The sequence below is a fragment of the Micromonospora sp. NBRC 110037 genome (assembly GCF_001652995.1).
Taxonomy (GTDB): domain Bacteria; phylum Actinomycetota; class Actinomycetes; order Mycobacteriales; family Micromonosporaceae; genus Micromonospora; species Micromonospora chalcea.
In genome coordinates this window covers 1,415,065-1,436,914 of record NZ_BBVA01000002.1, presented here as the reverse complement: position 1 = coordinate 1,436,914, position 21,850 = coordinate 1,415,065, and the positions used below count along the sequence as shown (strand labels likewise).

General features: G+C 74.3%; 26 protein-coding genes. 11 read left to right on the top strand and 15 right to left on the bottom strand.

Annotation, left to right across the window (positions count from 1 at the left end; genetic code table 11):
- Positions 1–64: 64 nt before the first annotated feature.
- From A4R25_RS05500 to A4R25_RS05490, 3 genes are read left to right on the top strand one after another with little or no spacing between them, the layout of a single operon-like run.
- Positions 65–1,297: an SLC13 family permease gene (locus A4R25_RS05500; protein ID WP_043323767.1), complete on the top strand. Its 1,233-nt coding sequence runs from the start codon at positions 65–67 to the stop codon at positions 1,295–1,297.
- Positions 1,298–1,307: 10 nt separating this feature from the next.
- Positions 1,308–1,631, top strand: coding sequence for a nuclear transport factor 2 family protein (locus A4R25_RS05495; RefSeq protein WP_043323765.1), 324 nt, complete (start codon positions 1,308–1,310; stop codon positions 1,629–1,631).
- A gap of 55 nt (positions 1,632–1,686) precedes the next feature.
- The gene (locus A4R25_RS05490) at positions 1,687–2,586 is read left to right on the top strand and encodes a GNAT family N-acetyltransferase (RefSeq protein WP_064445834.1); all 900 of its coding nucleotides are present in this window, start codon (positions 1,687–1,689) and stop codon (positions 2,584–2,586) included.
- Positions 2,587–2,622: 36 nt separating this feature from the next.
- On the opposite strand, the gene sigJ is transcribed toward A4R25_RS05490, so the two are convergent.
- Entirely contained in the window at positions 2,623–3,483 is an 861-nt protein-coding gene (gene sigJ, locus A4R25_RS05485) for an RNA polymerase sigma factor SigJ (RefSeq protein ID WP_064445833.1), read from the bottom strand.
- A 140-nt stretch (positions 3,484–3,623) separates the two neighbouring features.
- Between sigJ and A4R25_RS05480 the strand changes: the two genes are divergently transcribed.
- Positions 3,624–4,388: an SDR family oxidoreductase gene (locus A4R25_RS05480; RefSeq protein ID WP_064445832.1), complete on the top strand. Its 765-nt coding sequence runs from the start codon at positions 3,624–3,626 to the stop codon at positions 4,386–4,388.
- Between the two features lie 28 nt (positions 4,389–4,416).
- Here the strand turns inward: A4R25_RS05480 and A4R25_RS05475 are convergent, their stop codons facing one another.
- The 5 genes from A4R25_RS05475 to A4R25_RS05455 form a co-directional block, all read right to left on the bottom strand.
- Positions 4,417–5,319, bottom strand: a complete 903-nt coding sequence (locus A4R25_RS05475; RefSeq protein WP_064445831.1) for an inositol monophosphatase family protein — start codon at positions 5,317–5,319, stop codon at positions 4,417–4,419.
- 15 nt (positions 5,320–5,334) lie between these two features.
- Complete coding sequence (locus A4R25_RS05470; protein WP_064445830.1) at positions 5,335–5,988, bottom strand: hypothetical protein; 654 nt, start codon at positions 5,986–5,988, stop codon at positions 5,335–5,337.
- On the bottom strand, positions 5,985–6,989 hold the full coding sequence (locus A4R25_RS05465; protein ID WP_064445829.1) for a hypothetical protein: 1,005 nt from the start codon (positions 6,987–6,989) through the stop codon (positions 5,985–5,987). Before A4R25_RS05465 ends, A4R25_RS05470 begins: the two co-directional genes overlap by 4 nt.
- Positions 6,990–7,044: 55 nt before the next feature.
- The gene (locus tag A4R25_RS05460; protein ID WP_064445828.1) at positions 7,045–7,815 is read right to left on the bottom strand and encodes a class I SAM-dependent methyltransferase; all 771 of its coding nucleotides are present in this window, start codon (positions 7,813–7,815) and stop codon (positions 7,045–7,047) included.
- A 107-nt stretch (positions 7,816–7,922) separates the two neighbouring features.
- Positions 7,923–8,870, bottom strand: a complete 948-nt coding sequence (locus A4R25_RS05455; protein ID WP_064445827.1) for an LpqB family beta-propeller domain-containing protein — start codon at positions 8,868–8,870, stop codon at positions 7,923–7,925.
- Between the two features lie 140 nt (positions 8,871–9,010).
- Between A4R25_RS05455 and A4R25_RS05450 the strand changes: the two genes are divergently transcribed.
- The 5 genes from A4R25_RS05450 to A4R25_RS31395 all read left to right on the top strand — a co-directional run bounded on the left by A4R25_RS05450 (position 9,011) and on the right by A4R25_RS31395 (position 11,219).
- Complete coding sequence (locus A4R25_RS05450; protein ID WP_064445826.1) at positions 9,011–9,604, top strand: HD domain-containing protein; 594 nt, start codon at positions 9,011–9,013, stop codon at positions 9,602–9,604.
- An 83-nt stretch (positions 9,605–9,687) separates the two neighbouring features.
- Complete coding sequence (locus tag A4R25_RS05445; protein ID WP_064445825.1) at positions 9,688–10,329, top strand: dihydrofolate reductase family protein; 642 nt, start codon at positions 9,688–9,690, stop codon at positions 10,327–10,329.
- Between the two features lie 31 nt (positions 10,330–10,360).
- Positions 10,361–10,840 carry a DUF2975 domain-containing protein gene (locus tag A4R25_RS05440; protein ID WP_064445824.1) on the top strand — a complete coding sequence of 160 codons (480 nt, stop codon included), beginning with the start codon at positions 10,361–10,363 and terminating at the stop codon, positions 10,838–10,840.
- On the top strand, positions 10,840–11,058 hold the full coding sequence (locus A4R25_RS05435; RefSeq protein WP_030499989.1) for a helix-turn-helix transcriptional regulator: 219 nt from the start codon (positions 10,840–10,842) through the stop codon (positions 11,056–11,058). The genes A4R25_RS05440 and A4R25_RS05435 overlap by 1 nt, the downstream gene beginning before the upstream one ends.
- Positions 11,055–11,219, top strand: a complete 165-nt coding sequence (locus tag A4R25_RS31395) for a hypothetical protein (RefSeq protein WP_166455878.1) — start codon at positions 11,055–11,057, stop codon at positions 11,217–11,219. Before A4R25_RS05435 ends, A4R25_RS31395 begins: the two co-directional genes overlap by 4 nt.
- A 32-nt stretch (positions 11,220–11,251) precedes the next feature.
- On the opposite strand, the gene A4R25_RS05430 is transcribed toward A4R25_RS31395, so the two are convergent.
- From A4R25_RS05430 to A4R25_RS05420, 3 genes are all read right to left on the bottom strand, one after another.
- On the bottom strand, positions 11,252–12,451 hold the full coding sequence (locus tag A4R25_RS05430) for an RtcB family protein (RefSeq protein WP_064445823.1): 1,200 nt from the start codon (positions 12,449–12,451) through the stop codon (positions 11,252–11,254).
- A gap of 372 nt (positions 12,452–12,823) precedes the next feature.
- Entirely contained in the window at positions 12,824–13,498 is a 675-nt protein-coding gene (locus A4R25_RS05425) for an HAD family hydrolase (RefSeq protein ID WP_064445822.1), read from the bottom strand.
- Positions 13,499–13,574: 76 nt separating this feature from the next.
- Positions 13,575–13,967, bottom strand: coding sequence for a hypothetical protein (locus A4R25_RS05420; RefSeq protein WP_043323741.1), 393 nt, complete (start codon positions 13,965–13,967; stop codon positions 13,575–13,577).
- 147 nt (positions 13,968–14,114) lie between these two features.
- On the opposite strand from A4R25_RS05420, the gene A4R25_RS05415 reads away from it, so the two are divergent.
- Positions 14,115–14,888, top strand: coding sequence for an alpha/beta hydrolase family protein (locus A4R25_RS05415; RefSeq protein WP_064445821.1), 774 nt, complete (start codon positions 14,115–14,117; stop codon positions 14,886–14,888).
- A gap of 10 nt (positions 14,889–14,898) precedes the next feature.
- Here the strand turns inward: A4R25_RS05415 and A4R25_RS05410 are convergent, their stop codons facing one another.
- The 3 genes from A4R25_RS05410 to A4R25_RS05400 are packed head-to-tail and all read right to left on the bottom strand — an operon-like array spanning position 14,899 to position 17,288.
- Positions 14,899–15,405 (bottom strand): DinB family protein, encoded by a 507-nt coding sequence (locus A4R25_RS05410; RefSeq protein ID WP_064445820.1) that lies wholly within the window; start codon positions 15,403–15,405, stop codon positions 14,899–14,901.
- Positions 15,406–15,449: 44 nt separating this feature from the next.
- Positions 15,450–16,262, bottom strand: coding sequence for a M15 family metallopeptidase (locus A4R25_RS05405; protein ID WP_064446480.1), 813 nt, complete (start codon positions 16,260–16,262; stop codon positions 15,450–15,452).
- A gap of 60 nt (positions 16,263–16,322) precedes the next feature.
- Complete coding sequence (locus A4R25_RS05400) at positions 16,323–17,288, bottom strand: acetylxylan esterase (protein ID WP_043323736.1); 966 nt, start codon at positions 17,286–17,288, stop codon at positions 16,323–16,325.
- A gap of 199 nt (positions 17,289–17,487) precedes the next feature.
- Here A4R25_RS05400 and A4R25_RS05395 point away from each other — a divergent pair, with 199 nt between their 5' ends.
- On the top strand, positions 17,488–18,513 hold the full coding sequence (locus A4R25_RS05395) for a LacI family DNA-binding transcriptional regulator (RefSeq protein ID WP_043323734.1): 1,026 nt from the start codon (positions 17,488–17,490) through the stop codon (positions 18,511–18,513).
- A 15-nt stretch (positions 18,514–18,528) separates the two neighbouring features.
- Here A4R25_RS05395 and A4R25_RS05390 read toward each other — a convergent pair whose 3' ends face one another.
- From A4R25_RS05390 to A4R25_RS05380, 3 genes are all read right to left on the bottom strand, one after another.
- Positions 18,529–19,815, bottom strand: a complete 1,287-nt coding sequence (locus A4R25_RS05390) for a D-alanyl-D-alanine carboxypeptidase family protein (RefSeq protein WP_064445819.1) — start codon at positions 19,813–19,815, stop codon at positions 18,529–18,531.
- A gap of 100 nt (positions 19,816–19,915) precedes the next feature.
- Complete coding sequence (locus tag A4R25_RS05385) at positions 19,916–20,638, bottom strand: polysaccharide deacetylase family protein (RefSeq protein WP_064445818.1); 723 nt, start codon at positions 20,636–20,638, stop codon at positions 19,916–19,918.
- Positions 20,635–21,798: a glycosyltransferase gene (locus A4R25_RS05380; RefSeq protein ID WP_064445817.1), complete on the bottom strand. Its 1,164-nt coding sequence runs from the start codon at positions 21,796–21,798 to the stop codon at positions 20,635–20,637. Before A4R25_RS05380 ends, A4R25_RS05385 begins: the two co-directional genes overlap by 4 nt.
- Positions 21,799–21,850 lie beyond the last annotated feature (52 nt).

The window sequence follows — 21,850 nt, the reverse complement described above, 5'->3', positions numbered from 1 at the left end:
CAGCCCGGATCGGGCCCGCGTCGGGCTCCTGCCGCCACGCCCGCATGTGCGAGGATCATCACTCGTGGAGACCCCCGGCGATCCGCCGAACGCCGTGCCCGACCGTTCCCGCTGGGGCCGCCTGCACGTGCTGGACTGGATCGCGATCGGCCTGGCCGCGGTCGGGCTGGTGTGCGTGCTCACCGGGCTGCTGCCGCGCGCCGACGCCGAGGGCACGATGCGGCGGATCATCCCGATCCTGATCTTCCTCGGCACGGTCGTGGTGCTGGCCGAGCTGACCGCTGTGGCCGGGGTGTTCGACGCGCTCGCGACCCGGGTGGCGGTGACCGCGCGGGGCAGTTTCCGGGCCCTGTTCTGGCTCTGCGTCGGCTTCGCCTCGGTGACCACCATCGCGCTCAACCTGGACACCACGGCGGTGCTGCTCACGCCGGTGATGATCGCGCTGGCCCGGGCGCTGAACGTGCCGCCGACGCCGCTGGCCATGACCACCGTGTGGCTGGCGAACACGGCCAGCCTGCTGCTGCCGGTGTCCAACCTGACGAACATCCTGGCCAGCGACCGGGTCGACCTGGACCCGGTGCCGTGGGCGGCCCGGATGTGGTGGCCGCAACTGGTCGCCGTGGCGGTCACCGCGCTGCTGCTGTGGTGGTGGTACTGGCGTCCGGCACGCGCCGGGGCCGATCCGTTCGACCCGCCGCCGCCGTACGTGCCGCCGGACCGGGTGCTCTACCGCACCGCGCTCGCCGCCTGCCTGCTGTTCGTCGCCGGGATCCTCGCCGGGGTGGAGATCGGCGTCGCCTCCGGGGTGGCCGCCGCGATCCTGGTCGCCGGCTTCGCGGTACGGGCCCGGCACCGGCTGCGGCTCGCGCTGGTGCCGTGGCGGCTGCTGGTCTTCGTGACCGGGCTGTTCCTGGTGGTGCAGACCATCGGCCGGTACGGCCTGGACTCCGTGATGGGCACGCTCATCGGCACCGACCCGGGCGCGGAGGGCGCGCTGCGGGCGGGCGCGGTCGGCGCGCTGTTCAGCAACGCGGTGAACAACCTGCCCGCGTACCTGGCCGGCGAGGCGGTGATCGCGGCCGACCGGCACACCCAGTTGCTGGCGCTGCTGATCGGCACGAACGTGGGCCCGCTGGCCACGCCGTGGGCGTCGCTGGCGACACTGATCTGGTACGAGCGCTGCCGGGCCGCCGGGGTGGCCGTGCCGCTGGGCCGGTTCGTGGCCACCAGCGCCGCGCTGGCCGTGCTGGCCACCACCGCCACCGTCACGGCGCTTCTTGTCGGTCCCGGCGCCTAACATCGCGTCCATGAGCAACCCGCCCGAGATCGTCCGCCGCTACTTCGCGCTCGCCGGCCAGGCCGACAAGGAGCCCTGGCTCGCGTTGTTCGCCGACGACGCGGTGGTCGAGGACGAGGGCCGCACCCACCGCGGGATCGGGGAGATCCGCGCCTGGCGCGACGGCACGCCGCTGGTGTCGTACGAGATCACCGACGTCGAGCAGACACCCGCCGGGACGGTCGTGACCGCCACGATCAGCGGTGACTTCCCCGGCAGCCCGTTCGCCGGGCTGCGGTTCCGGTTCGAGGAGTACGACGACACCCGCATCCGGCGACTGCGCATCGCACCCTGAGCCGGGGCGGGAAAACCGCTACGGCCCGGCCGCGGGCAGTGGCTACCGTGCCCGCATGACCGCCGATCCCACCCTGCGCTTCTACGCCGACCCGGAGGAGTTCCTCGCCGCCGCCGGGGCGTACCTGGCCGCCGACCCGGTGGTGAGCACCGTCGTCGCCAGCGTCACGCGCCGGATGGCGGCCCGCCGCGCCGAGGGCATGGCGCTGCCCGAGGACGACTGGTGGCTGGTGGTGCGGGACGCCTCCGGGGCGGTGGTGGGCGCCGCGATGCGTACCGCGCCGTTCCCGCCGCGACCGGCGTTCCTGCTGCCGATGCCGCCGGAGGCCGCCGAGGCGCTGGCCCGCGCGTGGCACCGGCGCGGCGAGCGGGTCCGCGCGGTGAACGGCGCGCTGCCCGCCGCGCGCGCCTGCGCCGAGGAGGTCGCCCGGCTCGACGGCGGCCGGGTCGCTGTCGCCCAGCACACCCGGCTGCACGTGCTCGATCGGCTCACGCCGCCCGCGCCGGCGCCGGGCGCGTTGCGGACGGCCACCGCCGACGAGGTCGACCTGGTCGCGGCGTGGTTCGCCGCGTTCATGGCCGACGCCGACGAGCAGGCGGGCCGCCCGCGCGGCACGAGCGCCCACGAGACGCCCGACCGCGCCGATCTGCTGCGCCGCATCCGGGACGGTCGGGTCTGGTTCTGGACCGACGGGTCGGGTGCTCCGGTGCACCTGACCGCCGCCAACCCGCCGTCGTTCGGCGTGGCCCGGGTCGGGCCGGTCTACACGCCGCCCGAGCAGCGCGGACGCGGCTGGGCCGGCAACGCGGTCGCCGAGGTCAGCCGGCTGCTCACGGCCGAGGGCGCGCGGGTGTGCCTGTTCACCGACCAGGCCAACCCGGTGTCGAACCGGCTCTACGCCGGCCTCGGTTTCCGGCCGGTGGTCGACATGGCCAACCTGGCCCTGGTCGACTGAGCCGACCTGGTCCCGGCCGACCGAGCGGGCTCCGGGTCAGCCGGTGAGGCCGAGCGCGGCCAGCCGGCGCGGATCGGCGATCACGTCCACGGCGGCGATCCGTCCGCCGGTGACGGTGAACGCCATCACCGACAGCGGGCGGTCCCCGGCGCTCACCAGCACCCCGGCGGCGCCGTTGACCAGCACCGGCCGGGCGTGCGGGAACAGCCGCCCGAACGTGGTGGCCTGCGCGGCCACCGTCGTCGCGCCGGTGAGCACGACCGTGTGGCGGGCGCGGGCGGTCCCCGCGTCGGAGCGCAGCACCACGTCCGGGTGCAGCACCGCGATCAGCGCGTCGAGGTCGCCGTCGCGGGCGGCGGCGAGGAAGGCGTCGACCACCGCCCGCTGCCGGGTGAGGTCGGGATCGGGGGTGGGCGCCTGTCCGCGTACCCGGCGGCGGGCCCGGCTGGCGAGCTGCCGGGCCGCCGCCGGTGAGCGGTCGACGAGCGGGCCGATCTCGTCGAACGGCACGCCGAACATGTCGTGCAGCACGAACGCGAGCCGCTCGGCCGGGCTCAGCGTGTCCAGCACCACGAGCAACGCCAGCCCCACCGAGTCGGCGAGGACCGCGGCATGCGCCGGGTCGTCGGCGTCCACCACCGGGTCGGGCAGGCGTACGTCGAGGGGGTCCTCCCGGCGGGCGGCGCGGGACCGCAGCGCGTTGAGGCTGACCCGGGCGACCACTGTGGTGAGCCAGGCATCCAGGTTGTCCACGGCGGCCGGGTCGGTACGGGCCAGCCGCAGCCAGGTCTCCTGCACCGCGTCCTCGGCGTCGGTGAGCGAGCCGAGCAGCCGGTACGCCACAGCGCGCAGACGCGGCCGCTCCCGCTCGAACCGCTGCGCCAGCCCGTGGTCCATCACCTGAGCCTCCCTCTCCCACACGTCGTCCCGACCCGCCACAACCGGCCGAGGTGACCGGAGGTGACCACCGTCACACCTGTCACGTCGACGGGTCGGCGCGGGTCGACGTGGCAGCACAGGCGACGGAGGGAAAGACGATGAACCCACAGATCCTGGTCACCGGCGGCACCGGCACGATCGGCCGGCACGTCGTACCGCTGCTGCGCGCCGCCGGGCATCCGGTGCGGGTGCTCAGCCGGCGCGGCGGACGGTCCGGCGACGGCGTCACCCACGTGACCGCCGACCTGCTCACCGGCGCCGACCTCGGCCCCGCGCTGCGCGGGGTGTCCACGGTGCTGCACCTGGCCGGCGGCGCGAGGGGCGACGACCGCGCCACCGCCCACCTGGCCCGCGCCGCGCACCGGGCCGGTGTGGCGCACCTGGTGCACATCTCCGTGACCGGCGCCGACCGGGTGCCGCTGGCCTGGATCCGGTCCAAGCTCGACGCCGAGCGCGCGGTGACGGACTCCGGCGTCCCGTGGACGGTGCTGCGCGCCGCGCAGGTGCACGACCTGGTGCTGACCATGCTGACGGCGATGACCCGGCTGCCGGTGGCACCGGTGCCGGGCGGGCTGCGGCTGGAGCCGGTCGACGCCGCCGAGGTGGCGGCGCGGCTGGCCGAGCTGACGCTGGGCGCACCGGCCGGGCTGGTGCCGGACCTGGCCGGGCCGCACACCCACGGCATCGGCGAGCTGCTGACCGGCTACCTGGCGGCCACCGGGAAGCGCCGGGCACGCCTGCCGGTTCGCATCCCCGGGCGGGCGGGCCGGGCGTACCGGGACGGCGCGAACCTCGCCCGGCCCGGTGCGGCGAGGGGCGTGCGGACCTGGACCGACTTCCTGGCCGACCGAAGGCCGGGGTAGCGCAGGTTCGTCTGCAGCGGATCGCGTCTCACCAGCCGACCGAGCCGAGACTGACCGGGGTGAGGCGGCGCACCTGCGGCTCGATCCACTGTGCCGCGGTGACCAGCTTGACCAGCCGGTCGATGGTCTCCGGCGGCCCGGCCACGAAACTGCGCCGGTCCGCCGGGCAGCCGTACCGGTCGTCGAACGTGCCGCCGTCGAGCGCGCGTACCGCCATGCCGGCCTCGGCGGCCAGCAGCATCCCGGCGGGCAGGTCGACCGCCTCGGGGCGGTAGCCGACGATGCCGTCGATGTCGCCGCGGGCCAGCATCACCCAGGACAGCAGCGGCGCCCACAGTTGCAGCACCCGCCGCGCGGTGGTGTCGAGCACCACCTTCAGCGCCCGGGCGGTGCTGTCGTCCCGGCGTACCTCGTGCCCCTGGGTCCAGGCCAGCACCGGCGCGGCCGGCACCGGCCGGTGCGCGGCGCGCAGCGGACGGGCGGCCGGGCCGGAGGGGTGCACGAACGCGCCCCGGCCGCGCACCGCCGACCAGGTACGGCCGGCGACCGGGTCGTGGACCACGCCGAGCACCGGCGAGCCGTTGTCGCACAGGGCGATCCCGACCACGTACGCGGGCAGTCCGATCGCCACGTTGTTGGTGCCGTCGAGCGGGTCGACCAGCCAGGCGAAGGCGGTGTCCGGGGCGTACTCGCCGCCCTCCTCGGCGATCACGCCGTGCTCCGGCCAGCGGGCCCGGATCCGGTCGACGATCAGCCGCTCGGCGGCCAGGTCGAGGTCGGTGACGAGGTCGCCGGTGTCGTTCTTGGCCCGGGCGCGCACCTCCCCCCGGGTGCCCCGGCGCAGCAGCCGGCCCGCCGCCTGGGCGGCCTCCACCGCGAACCGGTGCGCCTCGCGCAGGTCGGGCCCGCCTCTGCTCGGCTCCACGTCCATGGCTCCTCCAGCCAGTCAGCCCCGTGCCACCAGTCGCGCGATCTGCCGCGCCATCCGCGCGGTCTCCACCGCGTCGCATCGGTCCCGGCGCACCCGGTGGCTGCGCCCGTCCACCGCGCCGAGGCTGAGGTCGCACGCGCCGGGAGTGGTCCGGCCGAGCGCCACTGTCACCGCCGGCTCACCGGCGTCGACCTCCGAGGTGTGGAAGCCGCCGGCGCGCAGCGCGTACGAGTCGCCGGCCGAGTGCGTCTCCACAGTGGCGGTCATCGCGGTGACCAGCCGGTCGGTGGCGGCCATCTCGTCCACCTCGCCGAGGCTGCGCACCTCGTAGACCCGCCAGGCCGGGTCGGCCGGCGCGTCGTCGACCTCGATCAGCTCGTTGCGGACGGTGCCGTGCAGCACGTGGCTGAGCAGGTCCCAGCTGTGCGAGTGCATGGTGGAGGTGGTCGGGCGCACCGGCGGCGGGTCGGCGGGCCAGGCGTGCACGCAGACGCCGTCCGGGCCGTCGCGTTCCACTGGCAGGCAGGTGAAGCCGAGCGGGTGCCGGACCGCGCGCAGCGACCGCCGCCCCTCGGCGACGTCGTCGAGCACGTCCAGCGCCCAGCCGCGTAGGAGCTCCGGCCGGGTGCCCCGGTCGATCTCCCGTTCGAGGTCGGCGTAACTGGTCATGAGTAGGGGTTCCTCGCCTGGACGGCCTTGCCGATGATGTCGGCGACCTCGCGGTCGCCGAAGGACCGGGGCAGCGTCAGGCCGAGGGCGGTGAACAACCGCCGTACCTGCTCGACCGACGGCTCGTCGTCGAGCTTGACCTGGGCCGCCGCCTCGATCGGCACGCGCCGGCTCTGCCGGCGGCTGTAGTCCAGCTCGATGTTGAAACGGTTGTAGTAGACCTCGCCGCGGTCGATGCGCAGCGCGGGCGTCTGCGGGTTCTCCTGGGTGACGACGACGCAGGAGGAGGAGAGGTCGTAGCGGAACGTGGTCATCTGCGCGGAGAGCCGCACGTCGACAGTGAGCAGGCCGGAGCGTTGCAGGTGCCAGCAGGCGGCCAGCACGGTCGCGTACGACTCCTTGCGGGTGCGGTCGACGGTCCACGGCTCGCCCGGCGCGTCCGGGTCGAGGCTGCGCCGGAACCGCGCGTACCGCTCGCAGACCTCCTCGTCGGTCGGGTCGATGATCTCGATGGCGACGGTGAGCGTGGCGTTGCGCCGCCGGGCGTGTTCCAGGCAGTCCGGCAGCGTGACCGCGCGCAGGAAGGTGCCGGTGCCGCCCTTGAAGCTCCACTGGTCGGTGTGCCGCCGGGCCTCGGCGAGCGCCTGCCCGACCTCGCTGCCGTGCAGCACCCGCACCATGGAGACGCTGTCGATGGCCTCGCGGGCCCGGTTCAGCGCGCCCTCGGGGCCGGTGATCTCCCGCATCTGCGGCACCAGTTCGGTGAGCCGGTCGCGGGTGTCCACGATGACCTGGCGGATCTCCCGCTCGGTGGTGCGCCGGCGCAGCCGGTCCCGCAGCACCGCCTGCGCGAGCAGGCCCAGCACCAGCAGGATCGCGCTGTTGACGACCTCCTGGCTGACCGCGTCGTTGGTCAGGCCGAGCACGGCGACCGTGAGGGCCAGGACGAGACCGATGAACGCGTCGAGGTTGGTCACGACCCAGGCGAGCAGGCGCGTCATGACATCCCCCGGTCGACGACGGAACCTCCATGATAGCCCGCTGTCAATGTCACCATCACACCCTGTTTCCGGCCGGCGGCGGCTGCCGGCGGGCGGCGCAGATCAGCGAGCCGCCGAGCCCGGGCGCGGCGCGGGCCAGCCGCCGCGACGCCACCCACCGCCCGCCGGGCAGCCGCCAGCCGACCTCGTTGGAGCGCAGGGCCACCGGCGTGAACCCGGCCCGGCGCAGCGTGCGGCGCAGCAGCGAGGCGGTGAACGGGCGGATGTGCAGCCACAGATAGGGGTGCAGCGGGTCGACCTGGCGTGGCGCGCGGCCGGCGAGGAACGCCAGCCGGTCCTGCACCGGCGCCAGGTTCGGGGTGGTGAGCACCAGCAGCCCGTCCGGCGCCAGCACCCGGTGACACTCCCGCAGCAGCGCCAGCGGGTCGTACACGTGCTCGATCAGCTCCCCGGCGAGCAGCCCGGCGAAGCTGCCGGCGCGGAACGGCAGCCCGCGGGTGGCGTCCAGGCAGACCGGCAGCGCCCGGCCGCCGGTCACCGCGCGCGCCGCGCCCAGCGCCGCCTCGGCCATGTCGGCGAGCACGAGCGGGCCGGGCAGCGCCGCCGGGTCGAGCATGCCGCGCGGTCCGCAGCCCAGTTCCAGCACCGGCCCGCCGCCGGTCACCCCCTCGGTCACCAGCCGGGCCGCGACCGCGCGGCGCACCCTGTGGTACGGGTCGTCGACGTACCCGTCGACCTCCGCGCCGTCGTGGTAGCGGCGGTGGTTGGCGTGCCGGCCGTGCGCCTGCGCGCGGTGCGACGACGTCCCGGTCGGCGGCTCGGCCATCACCCCTCCAGAGCGGACGCCGGCCCCGTCGGCGGCGTCCGCTCCAAGCCTCGCACCGGTCACGCCCGGCGGCGCGCATCCGGTCCGTGATGCGCGCGCCCGGTGCGTCAGATCGCCCGCGCCCAGTCCAGCCGGGTGCTGTCGTCGTACTCGTCGCCGGGTATCCACCACTGCTCGCCGAAACCGCTGGTGGACACGATGATGTTGCCGCCGTCGGGGTACTCGTTCTCCGGCGGGATCGACAGCGCGGCGCAGTAGCGGCCGTCCGGGGAGAACACCGGGGACAGGTAGAACCGGGGTTCGTCGGTGAGCTTCTTCAGCCCGGTCCCGTTGATCCGCACCGAGGCGAGGGACTGGTTGAGCGTCTCCAGGTCCGGATACCAGCGGTCGGTGCAGAACACCACGCGCCCGGAGTCGGGCATGAAGACCGGCGAGCCGAACCGCTCGCCGGCCAGCGGTGTGTAGATCGGCCGCGCCCTGCCGGTCGCCAGGTCCAGCACGCGCAGCTGCGGCCCCTCGGAACGGCTGCGCCACCGCAGGGCGATCGAGGAGCCGTCCCGGGACCAGTCCGGGTCGGCCATAACGTGCCCCTCGACCAGCACCCGGGTGGCACCGGTCGCCACGTCGACGGCGATCAGGCGGTCGTTGTCCTGCCCGGTGACCAGCGCGATCTCGGTGCCGTCCGGCGACCAGGTCGGCGCGCCGTAGCGGACGCCGAACGGGTTAGCGAGCAGCGTGCGCTTCTGGCCGGTGGTCCGGTCGTACACCGCGACGAACGGCTCCAGCGTGCCGTCGCCGGAGCGGGCCGTGTTGACCCAGGCCACGTACCGGCCGTCGGGCGAGGTCTTGGCGTGGTCCCCGTTCGGCAGCAGCTCCCGCGGCGTGGTGCGGCCCGGGTCGACCTGGAGCACACCCCAGCCGACGCTGACCAGCCACGGCCCGTTGACCGGCTCGGCGGCGGCCGCGCCGTGGGACGTGGCGGCCAGCCCGGTCGCGGCGGCCAGCCCGGTCAACGCGGCGGTACGCAGCAGGGCACGACGATTCAACGCTGTCATTCGACAACCCCCCGTGAGAGACGTGGCCCTCACCCTCGCGAGTGGATCGATAGACGGGAATCGGGCGAGCGGCCGCTTCACGCTCGGCTGCTCGTCCATCACCGCTGGTGAGGCCGCAGCGACCCGGTACGCTCGCCCCGATGACCTCCGACGCCCTGCGCCGCGCCCTCACCGAGCCGGGTGACCCGCCGCTGCTCGCGCTGCCCGGCGTGGCGGTCGAGCTGCTGGCCGCCCTCGCCGCCCCGCCGCGCCTGGGCGCGCACCTGCGGCTGGTGCACGACGTCGCCTGGCACCTGACCGCCGCGTTCGCCGACCGGTTCGCCGCGGTGCCGTTCGACAGGCAGGCGGTGCTGTTCGGCGCCGCGGTACACGACCTCGGCAAGGTCGAGCATCCGGCCGAGCTGACCGGCCCGGGGTCCGCGCACGAGGAGGCGGGCTACCAGTTGCTGCTGCGCTTCGGCGTGCCGGAGGAGCGGGCCCGCTTCGCCGTCACCCACGCCGCCTGGCACTCCCCCGGCGTGCAGCTGGAGGACCTGATGGTCAGCCTGGCCGACAAGGTGTGGAAGGGCCGCCGGGTCGCCGACCTGGAGCAACTCGTGGTCGACCGGCTCGCCGGCATCACCGGCCAGGAGCGCTGGCAGACGTTCCTGGACCTCGACGACGTGCTCGCCGAGCTGGCCGCCGGCGCGGACCGCCGGCTGGCGTTCCAGGCCGAACATCCGGTGTACGGCTGACGCCGGACCGAGGACGGCGATGAGTCCGGTGCCGGTGCGCGGTCTTCGGTGAGTCGGTGTTCTCCGAGTCTCCGGGAGGAAGCATGAGCACCAGCGAAGCGCGGGGCCGGGTGCGGGCGTTCGTCACCGTGTCCCTGGACGGCTACGTCACCGGTCCGGACGACCACGCGGGTCAGGGGCTCGGTGCCGGCGGCGAGCGGCTGCACTACTGGGTGATGGGCGGGCCGTGGACGTACGACACGCCACGCGAACCCGGCGCCGGCATGACCGCCGAGGACCGCGCGTACTTCGACGAGCTGCTGGAGGGTGCCGGCGCGGCGCTGTGCGGCCGGGGCATGTACGACGCCGCGGGCGCCTGGGGCGGCCGGAACCCGTTCCAGACGCCCCTGGTCGTGCTCACCCACCGCACCGCCGACCAGCCAGATCCGGACGCGGGTTTCCTCATGGTCGACGGGTTCGACGCGGCGCTGGCGGCGGCCCGGCGTACGGCCGGGGACGGTGCGGTGATCATCGGCGGGGGCGCCGCCGTCATCCGGCAGGCGCTCGCCGCCGGCGTGGTCGACGAGCTGGGCCTGTCCACGGCTCCGGTGGTGCTCGGCGGCGGGAAGCGGCTCTTCGAGGGCTTCGACCGGGACGTCGACCTGGAGATCTGCGCCGTGCACCACTCGCGGTACGCCGTGCACGTCCGCTACGCCGTCACCCGCCGCGCGAGCGATACCGATTGACTTTCGATAGGTTCCGCGCGATAGTCGATGCATGCTTACGGCGCAACGCGCGGTGACACCACTCCGCGCCTTCCTGGTCCTGCTGTTCGCGGTCCTGGTGCTGTTCCAGACCATGTCGCTGCCCGGCCAGTTCGCCCACATGGCCCGGGAAGACCCGGACATGGCGTACCTGCGATGGCCCGCCACCGCGGTCACGGTCTTCTGGGTGCTCTGCGTCCAGGTGGTGATCGTCTGCACCTGGCACCTGCTCACCCTGGTCAAGCGCGACCGCATCTTCACCGAGGCGTCCCTGCGCTGGGTCGACGGGATCGTCTGGGCGGTCGCCGCCGCCTGGGTGGTGCTCGTCGGGGTGTTCCTCTATGTGGGCTTCAACGCCGACGACCCCGGGCTGCCGCTGCTGCTGTTCCTGCTGGTCACCGGCGTCACCGTGCTGGGGCTGCTGATGGTTGTGCTGCGCGCGCTGCTGCGCCAGGCCACCACGCTGCGCACCGACATGGAAGCGGTGATCTGATGCCGATCGTCGTGCGCATCGACGTGGAGCTGGCCAAGCGCAAGATGAGCGTCGGCGAGTTCGCCGAGCGCGTGGGGCTCACCCCGGCCAACGTCGCCGTGCTCAAGAACGGCCGCGCCAAGGCCGTCCGGTTCAGCACCCTGGAGGCCATGTGCCGGGTGCTCGACTGCCAGCCCGGCGACCTGCTCGAATGGGTCCCCGACGAGGAGGAGCGATGAGGCACCTGGCCGCCGCCGTGGCGGTGCTCGCCGTCGTGCTCGGCGTCGCCGGCTTCGTGTACGGCGAGGCCGACGACTCCCCCGGCCTCCAGCTCCTGTCCGCGCTGCTCGTCATCGGCGCGGTAGCCATCGGCGTACGTGTCGCCCGGCGTACCCGTTAGGGCCGGCGCCCCCTCGACGCCGGCCCTGCCGCTCAGCCCTTCACGCAGACGACCTGCTTGAGGTGGGCGACCACCTCGACCAGGTCCTCCTGCTGGGCCATCACCTCGGTGATGTCCTTGTACGCGCCGGGAATCTCGTCCACCACACCGGCATCCTTACGGCACTCCACACCGGCGGTCTGCGCGGCCAGATCCGCCGTGCTGTACGTGCGCTTCGCCTGCCCCCGCGACATCCGCCGCCCGGCCCCGTGCGACGCCGAGCAGTACGCGTCGACGTTGCCCTTGCCGCGCACGATGTACGACCCGGTGCCCATCGAGCCGGGGATGATGCCCAGGTCCCCCTTACCGGCCCGGATCGCGCCCTTGCGGGTCACCAGCACGTCCACCCCGTCGTAGCTCTCCTCCGCCACGTAGTTGTGGTGGCAGGAGATCGGCTCGTCGTAGCGCACGTGCGGGAACGCCTCCCGGACCACCTGGCTCAGCAGCGCGAGCATGACCGCCCGGTTACGCCGGGCGTACTCCTGCGCCCACCACAGGTCCCGCCGGTACGCCTCCATCTCCGGCGTGCCGGCGAGGAACACCGCGAGGTCCCGGTCCGGCAGGTCGGTGTTGTGCGGCAGCCCGCGCGCCACCGACATGTGCCGCTCGGCCAGTTCCTTGCCGATGTTGCGGGAACCGGAGTGCAGCATCAGCCAGACCCGGCCGTCGTCCGGGCCACCCTGCTCCAGGCAGACCTCGATGAAGTGGTTGCCGCCGCCGAGCGTGCCGAGCTGCCGCTGCGCCCGCGTCTCGAGCTGGGCGACCTTCCGGTCCAGCGTGGCGAACCGCCGCCAGAACTCGTCCCAGCCGGCCTGCTCCAGGCCCCGGACCCGCCGCGGATCGACAGCGTCGTCGCGCATCGCGAAGCCGACCGGGATCGCCGCCTCGATTGCCGAACGCAGCGGCGCGAGGTCGTCGGGCAGGTCGGCGGCGGTCAGCGAGGTCCGCACCGCGGACATGCCGCAGCCGATGTCCACGCCGACCGCGGCCGGCGACACGGCCTGCCGCATCGCGATCACCGAGCCGACTGTGGCGCCCTTGCCGAAGTGCACGTCCGGCATCACCGCGACGCCCTGCACCCACGGCAGCGCGCCGATGTTGCGCAGCTGCCGGGCCGCCTGCGCCTCGATCGTGTACGGGTCGGTCCAGACGCGGACCGGCGCCCGGGTACCGGCCAGCGGGGTGAAACCCATCGTCGTCTCCTTGCTCGTGTCCGTCGGAGATAGGTACCCCGGAAACGGAGAACCGCCCTGCTCCGGTGTCGGGGCGGGCGGTTCGCGCGGATCGTCGCGCCGGCGCTAGACGCGCCACCACCCTGGTTGCCACTGCCGTTCCCGGCCCGTGCCCGGTTCGGGCAGCAGGGCACCGGCGCGCGGCGCTTGCCGCTCGGCGCGGGTGCGGTTCTGCTGCGACACGGTGGACTCCCTGGTGGATCAGATCGACGTTGCCCGCTCACCGTACGGGCGCCACGCACCGGCGGCAACGCGAATTTGCGACAGCACTGAACCTTTCCGCGCACGCGCTGATTACCAGGAGCTTCACGTGAGTGACCAGCGAAAGACCCGTCAGGACGGAACCTGGGCAAGCCTGAGCACGTATTCGAATCCGCGTTTCTGCGCGGGCGAATCCACCATTGGCAGGATCAGCGCCGGTATGCCGGCGGCAACCGATCCGCCGTCGCCGGCGGGATGATCACCGACCATCAGGGTCTGGCCCGGTGCGGCATGGAGGGCTTCGAGGGCGGCGACCCAGATCAGAGGGTCCGGTTTGACGAAGCCGACCTCGTAGGACAGTACGAACGCATCGACATAGCCGTCGAGTCCGTGCCGCGCAAAGCATGTGCGGATGTCCCAGCCGACGTTGCTGACGACGCCGATGCGAACACCGCTGTCACGCAATGCGGACAGGGTGGCGACGGTGTCGGCGTACGGCTCGACTGCTTCGGCGTGTGTTTCGTGCATGGCCGATGCCAGCGCCTGGTCCACCCCAGGAATCTGTTCCAGCACAGCGAGGATCGCCCGATCCCAGACTCGCGGGTCCAGATCTCGGGCGATGTGGGCCGGATCCGTGGCCGTCTCCCGCAACAGTTCCGCGAAGTCGCCGGCAATACGGTGCGCCTCGCCGACAGCCAATGTCCGGTCGATCGATGCCGCCGCGTTGCCCACCCAGCGCTCCGAGTCTCTGGCGAACAGAGTCCAGGCGAAGTCGAACAGTACTGTCGTCACGCGCCTGGCGGTCATCGCATCACCCTAGATCGACACGGCGCGTCCGGGAGCGGCGGTCGACCTGGATCGGGCCGGGCCAGGGTGCCCGGCCTCAGCCGGCCTGCGCGACCGGGTGGCGCCGCATCTCCTCCATGAACGGGTAGCGCGCGGTCAGCTCGGCGAGCGTGATCCCCGCCCGCCAGGCGGCCGCCACCTGCGCGACCTGGAGCAGGTCGGTGGCGTCGCCGCGGGCCTGGACGTCGCCGTCCACCCTCAGGTCGATCATGAAGTAGCGGGCCTGGGAGCCGAGGCTGACGCAGACCACGCCCCGGGGGGAGGTCATCTCGGCGCAGGTGAAGCGGCTGCGCCCCTGCTCGGGCGCGGAGACCGCGCCGACGTCGAGCTGGTGCGCGGCGGCGGTCGCCACGAGCGCGGGGGCGAGACCACCCGGCTCGACCAGGTCCGGGTAGAGGCGCACACCCAGTGCGGCCGACACGTCGCTCATGCCTGACTCCCACTTCCTTGTGACAGAGACCAGCAGCGCGCAGGTTACGGGTGTGTTACCGGCACGCACGGCCATCCTGTCCCGTACGACCGTCCGGGGGCAATAGGAACGCCCTCATCGAACCCCTGCGAGGTACGCTCCCGCCTCATGGCGCACATCCGGTGTGACTTCTTCTCCGAGGCGCTCGGCGTGGGCACCTCGATGACGGTGCTGCTGCCCGACCCGGGCGCCGCCGGGATCGGCATGGCGGGTTCCGGCGCCGACGGTGACCCGCCGGTGCTCTACCTGCTGCACGGGCTGACCGACGACGACACGGTGTGGACGCGCCGCACGTCGATCGAGCGGTACGTGGCACCGCTGGGGCTGGCCGTGGTGATGCCGCAGGTGCAGCGCAGCTTCTACTGCGACGAGGCGCACGGCAACCGCTACTGGACGTTCCTCAGCGAGGAGCTGCCCGAGGTGTGCCGGTCGTTCTTCCGGCTGTCCGACCGCCGGGAGGACACGTTCGTCGCGGGCCTGTCGATGGGCGGCTACGGCGCGCTCAAGTGGGCGTTGCGCCGGCCGGAGCGGTTCGCGGCGGCGGCCAGCCTGTCCGGCGCGCTGGACGTGACCCGCCGCCGCCACCATCCGACCCACCCGGTCGACCCGGCGGTGTGGCACACGGTCTGGGGCGACGACCCGGTGCCGGCGGACGACGACACGGTGGGGCTGCTGGAGCGCTCCGGCGACGACCGGCCGGCGCTCTACGTCGCGTGCGGCACCGAGGACTTCCTGTACGAGGACAACGTGCGGTTCCTCGACGCGGCCCGCGAGCGCGACGTGCCGGTCACCGTCGACTTCGGTCCGGGGGACCACGACTGGGCGTACTGGGACGCACGCATCTCCGACGTGCTGGCCTGGCTGCCGCTGCGCACGCGCTGAGCGGCCGGACTCAGACGCCGACGGTTCCGTCGATCGCCTCGCGGATCAGGTCGGCGTGCCCGTTGTGGCGGGCGTACTCGTGCAGCATGTGCAGCATGACCAGGCGCAGCGACACGTCCTCGCCCCAGCGGGCCTGGTGACCTGTCACGTCGAGGGACTCGGCCTCCCGCTCGATGCGCCGGGCGTGCTCGATCTCGCGCTGCCAGGCCTCGAACGCCTCCGCCACGTCGGCGTCGCGGGCGTCGTACGCCTGCTGGAAGTCACCGGTGTCCGACCACACCAGCGGCACGTCCTCGGCGGCGATGACCCGGCGGAACCAGGTGCGCTCCACCTCCGCCATGTGCCGGACCAGCCCGAGCAGGGACAGCGTGGACGGCGGCGACGCCTGCCTGCGCAACTGCTCGTCGGTCAGCCCCTCGCACTTGAGGGCGAGCGTGGCCCGGTGGAAGTCGAGGAACGCGCGCAGCGACTCCCGCTCCCCGCCGAGCAGCGGCGGGCCGATCCGTTCGGTCTCCATGAACGCCCACCCTAGCCGCAATCGATCATGGTGGAACGACCGCGTCACCGCAGCGACGAACCGGCCACCGGGAAGTCGAACCAGGTGTCCGGGTACGGCTCGTCGACGTAGCGGTAGTGCCACCACTCCAGCGGATAGTTCTCGAAGCCCTGCGCGGACATCAGCCGGCGCAGCAGGTCCCTGTTGTTCCGGGCGGTGTCGCTGATCCGCGCGTCGGCGGTGTGGGCACGCGGGTCGAAGCAGTCGAAGCCGGTGCCCATGTCGATCGAATCGTCGGCGAAGCGGCGGCCGGCCGGGTCGGTGCAGGGCACCAGCGGCTGGCCGGGCGTGTACCCGGCCTGCGGGGGCCCGGAGACCGGGACCAGGGTCAGGTCGACGGTGCTGCCCCGGCTGTGCGCGGTGGGCGCGCCGATGTAACCGTCGGCGAACAGCCGGTCCTTCGGCACGGCGGGGTAGAACTCGCCCTTCATCAGCTGGTCGCCGGGGAGTTTCGCCCAGGCGACGAAGTCGTCCGCCGCGCGCTGCGGGCGGTAGCAGTCGTACACCTTGAGGCTGTGCCCGCCGGCGAGCGCGGCGGTCTGCACCCGGTGCAGCGCCTGCGCCGCCGGGCGGGTGAGCAGGCAGCGTGGTTCGGCGTACCCGTCGATCGGACGGCCGACGAAGTTGTGCGGGCCCGCGTACCGGATGTCGGTGCGGACGGTGGGGTCGACGGTGCTGAGGTCCACGAAGTCCGCCGGGGCCCGCGGGCCGGTCGGGGTGGCTGACGGCGGCGCGGACGGCGACGGCGACGGCGCGGGCCGCTGGCAGGCGGCGGCGAGCAGCGCGGTCGCCACGGCCAGGCCCGCCGTCGCGCGCATGCCGGTGCCCATCCGCCGTGTCTACCAGCCCGGGCGGGCCGGCATCGGCGGAACCGGTGGTCAGGCGCCCAGGACGGTACGCAGGAAGTCCACAGCGGCGGCGTCGTCGTCGATGCCGCCCGCCTCGTGGCCGTTGAACCGCCACACCGTCAGGTCCTTGTCGCCCCGGTAGTCGTGGTAGGCGGCGTAGACCGTGGACGGCGGGACGATCTCGTCCATCAGCGCGACGGAGAACCGGGCCGGCGCGGTGGCGCGGCGGGCGAACGCGACGCCGTCGACGTAGCCGAGCGTGCGCAGCGTCTGCTCCTCGCGGTCGCGGTGCACGGCGAGGTAGTCCCGGATCTCCCGGAACGGCGCGGAGTCGGTGATCGTGATCGCGCGCGGGATGTCGCAGAGGAACGGCACGTACGCCACCGCCGCGCGTACCGAGGGCGCCAGCGCGGCGGCCGCGAGCGCTGCGGCCCCGCCCTGGCTGTGACCGAGAACGGCGATCCGGTCCGGGTCGACTGCCGGCAGCTCACGCGCGGCGTCCACGGCGCGGACCGCGTCGGTGAGGAAACGACGGTAGTAGTACTTGTTCGGGTCCTCGATGCCCCGGGTGGCCATGCCCGGGGCCTGCGGCCCGGCGGCGGCCACGTCCGGGGTGTCGCCCCGGCTCCACCCCGAGCCCTGGCCACGGGTGTCCATCTGGAGGTGGGCGAAGCCGGCCGCGGACCAGAGCAGGTTCTCCAGCGCGTGGCCGCGCCCGCCGCCGTACCCGACGTACTGCACGATCGTGGGCAGCGGGCCGGACGCGCCGCGCGGTGCCCGCAGCCACGCGCGGATCGGCTGTCCGGCGAAGCCGGGGAAGGTCACGTCGAAGACGTCGACACCGGTCAGCGGCGTCGGCAGCGGGGTCGCCGTCACGGGGTCGCCGCACGAGCGCGCCTGTGCGAGAGTGTCAGCCCAGAAGGCGTCGAAGTCGGCAGGCTCGTGCAGGTCGCTGCGGTAGGTACGGAGTTCGGCCTCGGTCAGGTCGGTGAGCACGCCTCGGTCTTCCTCGTCGTTCGTCGGGGGTGGACGGCGAGCCGCCGGAAGATGACTGGCGCATTTCCGGAACGTTTCCGCAACTCGTGCGAACGCTAGGGCCGGTCCGGCCTGTCGTCAAGCCCTCTGCGTACGGCAAGATGTGCGTGGGGCGGGACGGTCTACCGGTCGGTTCCGGCAGCCGGCGAAGGGAACACGGGTGAGCGCGGACGACGAACGCAGGGTGACCATCACCGCGATCGCACGGGAGGCCGGCGTCTCGGTCCCGACCGTGTCGCGCGTGCTCAACGGGCGGTCCGACGTCGCGCCGGACACGCGGGAACGGGTCGAGGAGCTGCTGCGCCACCACGGCTACCGGCGCCGGGGCAGCCGTACGGTGCGCCGGGCGGACCTGGTCGACCTGGTCTTCAACGACCTGGACAGCCCTTGGGCCGTGGAGATCATCCGCGGCGTGGAGGACGTCAGTCACGCCGCCGGGGTGGGCACCGTCGTCTCGGCGATCCACCGCGAGTCCAGCTCCACCCGGCAGTGGCTGCACAACCTGCGCGCCCGCGCGTCCGACGGCGTGATCGTGGTGACCTCGCACCTGAGCCCGGCCGTGCAGGCCCAGTTGCGCCGCCTCAACGTGCCGGTGGTGGTGGTCGACCCGGCCGCCGGCGTGGCCGCCACCGACGTGCCGGCGATCGGCGCCACCAACTGGACCGGCGGCCTGGCCGCCACCGAGCACCTGCTCAAGCTCGGCCACCGGCGGATCGGTTTCGTGGCCGGCCCGCCGCACCTGCTGTGCAGCCGAGCCCGGCTGGACGGCTACCGGGCCGCGCTGGCCGCCGCCGGTGTGGCCGCCGACGACCGGCTGGTGCAGCCCGGCGACTTCTACCACGCCTCCGGGTTCACCGCCGGTGGTGCGCTGCTCGACCTCGACGAGCCGCCGACGGCCATCTTCGCGGCGAGCGACCAGATGGCGTTCGGGGTGTACGAGGCGGTGCGCCGGCGCGGACTGCGGGTCTGCGACGACGTGAGCGTGGTGGGCTTCGACGACCTGCCCGAGGCACGGTGGGCCTCACCGCCGCTGACCACCGTCCGCCAGCCCCTCGTCGAGATGGGGCGGCTCGCCGCGCGTACCGTGCTGCGGCTGGCCCAGGGTGAGGAGATCGACTCGCCCCGGGTCGAACTGGCCACCGAACTGGTGGTGCGCGACAGCACCGCGGCGCCCGCCTGCCGCTGACCCGGACCGCCACTTTCAGTCTTGTTCCGGAATTTCCGGCTCGCGCAGAACCGACCCGGTCGACATGGTGGCGGCGGCCGCCGCGGCGTGCCGGCGCCGCCGTGCCAGCAGCACCGCTCCCCCGGCCGTCAGCACCGCGCCCACCGCCACCGTCACACCGGCGCTGGGCGCGGCGCCGGGGCCCGGCGCGCCGCCACGCAGGTCGGCGTGCCCGGCCAGGGCCGACGCCCCGCCGCCCGCCGGTGGCGCGGTCCGGTCCAGCTCACCCGGCTCGACCAGCCGCCCGACCGAGGCGTCCCGAGGCTGCGCGAATCCCCAGTCCAGCAGCGCGGCGCCCTGCTGCCAGCCCCGCTGGCTGGTCACCTCGGCGCCGAGCAGCGTGACCACGAGCCGCCGCCCGCCGCGCTCGGCGGCGCCGACGTAGGTGTGCCGGGCCAGGTCGGTGAAGCCGGTCTTGCCGCCGATCGCGCCCGGGTACTGGTCCAGCAGCATGTTGTCGTTGGAGATCGCGAACGCCTTCTTGCGCAGCGCCGGCTGGGCCGGGATCTGCGCCGTACGGGTGGCGGCGTACCGGCGGAAGGCCGGGTTCGCGAAGCACGCCCGCGCGATGAGCGCCAGGTCGTACGCGCTGGTGAACTGGCCCGGACCGTCCAGCCCGGACGGGGTGACCGCGTGGGTCTGCCGCGCGCCGAGCCGGTGCGCCTCCTCGTTCATCGCCCGCACCCCGCCGGCCAGCCCGTCCGGGCCGCCGCCGAGGCGGGCCAGCGCGTTCGCCGCCTCGTTGCCGGAACGCAGCAGCAGTCCCAGCCAGATCGTCTCGATCCGGTACCGCCCGCCCTCGACCAGCCCGACCGCCGAGCTGCCCGGTTCCACGGCCAGATCCCCGGCGGTCACGGTGACCTCCCGGTTCGGGTCCAGCCGGGGCAGCATCGTGGCCGCCAGCAGCAGCTTCTGCACGCTCGCGGGCACCGCGTACTCGTGCGGCCCGCAGCCGCCGAGCACCGCGCCGCTGTCCAGGTCGGCGACCACCCAGGAGGTGGCGGTGACCGGCGGCGGCGCGGTCGACGCGGGCGGGACGACCAGCCCGGCGGTGTCCAGCGCCGCGCCGCCGACGGCCCGCGCGGCCGGATCGGGCGCGGGCGGCGGCTGCGGCGGCCGGGTCGACGGGGGCGGCACGTTCGGGCAGGGCGGCGCGGCCGGCATCCGGCGTACGGGCGCGCGGACGCCCGCCACCGCGGGCGTCGCCGACACCGGCACCAGCAGGGCGGCGGCCAGCGCCACGAAGGATCCCCAGGTCCTCATGACCCGGACGCTAGCCACGCCGACCCGAACGGGTCACCGGCTCCGGGATTCGGGCCCCGGCGCCGGGGCCACGCGGTAGGCTCCCCCGCCCGTGCCCGGATCAGCGCGCGGGCAGCCCGTGACCGCTGAGCGGGCCGACGTGCCATCCGTGGCGACGGCACTCGGCCAGCACGCGCGGAAGCGCGGCGACACCGGCCCGCCAGGCGCCCGGCGCGGCGGTACGGGAGGAGTCGTGCAGCAGGATCGTGCCGCCTCCCTCCAGCCCGGACAGGACGGTTCGCGCGACCGTGTCGGCGGTGGCCGTGGCGGTCCAGTCCCGCCCCCAGCAGCTCCACAGCACCGGCCGCAGACGCAGCCGCCGGGCGGCCGTGAGCGCCGCGGCGGTGAGCACGCCGTACGGCGGTCGCAGGAACCGGGGCGCACGGCCGGTCACGTCCGTGACCAGGTCGTACGCGCGGGTCAGGTCCCGGACGGTGCGGGCCGGGCCGCGCAGCAGCAGGTTGTCGTGCGTCCAGCCGTGCACGGCCACCTCGTGGCCGTCGTCGACCAGCCGGCGGCCCAGCGCCGGGTTGCGCCGCAGCATCGCGCCGAGCACGAAGAACGTGGCCCGGACCCGGTGCGCCGCCAGCACGTCCAGGACGTGGCCGGTGGACTCCGGGTCCGGGCCGTCGTCGAAGGTCAGCGCGACCCGGTCGGGCGCCCCGATTCCGTGCAGGCCGGGCAGCCACCGCCGCCGCACGGCGGGCAGCGCCGTGACCGACGGCGCCACCTGCAGCACCGGCAGCGCGAGCGCGGCGGCCCGGGCCAGGGTCGCCGCTCTCATCGCAGACCGCCGGTGGACTGCAGCATCGCGGCGAGTACGGCGACCGCGTCGCCGACCGGGTCCAGCAGCGGGCGGCGCGTGCCGGCCGAACCCGCGGGCGGCGCCCGGCGAGCCGCCTCGGCGACCAGGCCGGCCGGGTCCTGGGACACGTCGTCGTGGGACGGGACCACCGGTGAAGTCCCGATCACCGCCGCGAGCACCGGTCCGAGCTGCTGCGGTGTGCCCGCCCACCGGCTCAGGCCGGCGCGGGCCAGGATCGCGGCGTTCGCACGCCCGTGTCCGGCGATGGGCCGGTACGTGACCACCGGCAGCCCGGCCGCCAGCGCCTCCTGGCAGGTGAGCCCGCCGGCGTTCTCCACCATCACGTCGACGGCGCGCATCAGTGCCGGCATGTCGTCGACCCAGCCCAGCACGTACCGGCCGGCGCCGTGCAGCCGGCGGCGCAGCGCCGCGTTGTGCCCGCACACCACCACCGGGCGGACACCCGCCGCGGCGACCTCGGCCACCGTCGCCGGCACCTCGCCGGCGCCCCAGGAGCCCGCGACGACAAGCGCGAGCACACCGTCGGCCGGGAGGCCGAACCGCTGACGGGCCCGCTGCCGGTCCTCCGGGCCGGGCCGGGCGAAGGCGCGGGACACCAGCGGCTGCACCACCGTGACGTCGGCGGCGTCGGCCTGGCGCGTCTCGGCGTGGCGGACCGCGCAGTACACGTCCACGCCCGGCGCGAGCCAGGTCGGGTGCACCACGAAATCGGTCACGTAGGTGATCACCGGGACACGGAGCCGCCCGTGCCGCCGCAACGGGCCGAGGAGCTGGTTGGCGAACGGATAGGTGGTGACCACGGCCCGGGTGTCGGACGGGATGCGGCGGCGCAGGCGACGGCGCAACGGCCTCAGCAGCGCGCGGATCGCGCGTACGGCCGTCGGTGAGCTGCCGGTCAGCCGGAACAGCGCGTGGTAGCCCCACGGGAGCCGGTGCAGCACCCCCCGGTACGTCTCGCGCACCGCCCGGTGCAGCGGGCGGGGCAGCAGGTGCAGAAGGTTCAGCCGGTCCACCGCGAAGCCCCGCGCACGCAGCCGTTGCGCCAGCTCGTCAGCGGCCCGGTCGTGTCCGGCGCCGATGTCCGCCGAGACCACCACGATCCGGCCCGGGTGCTCCATGCCGGGCGCATACCCACGGAATCGGTGTCCACGCGACCCGCCGGGACGCCGG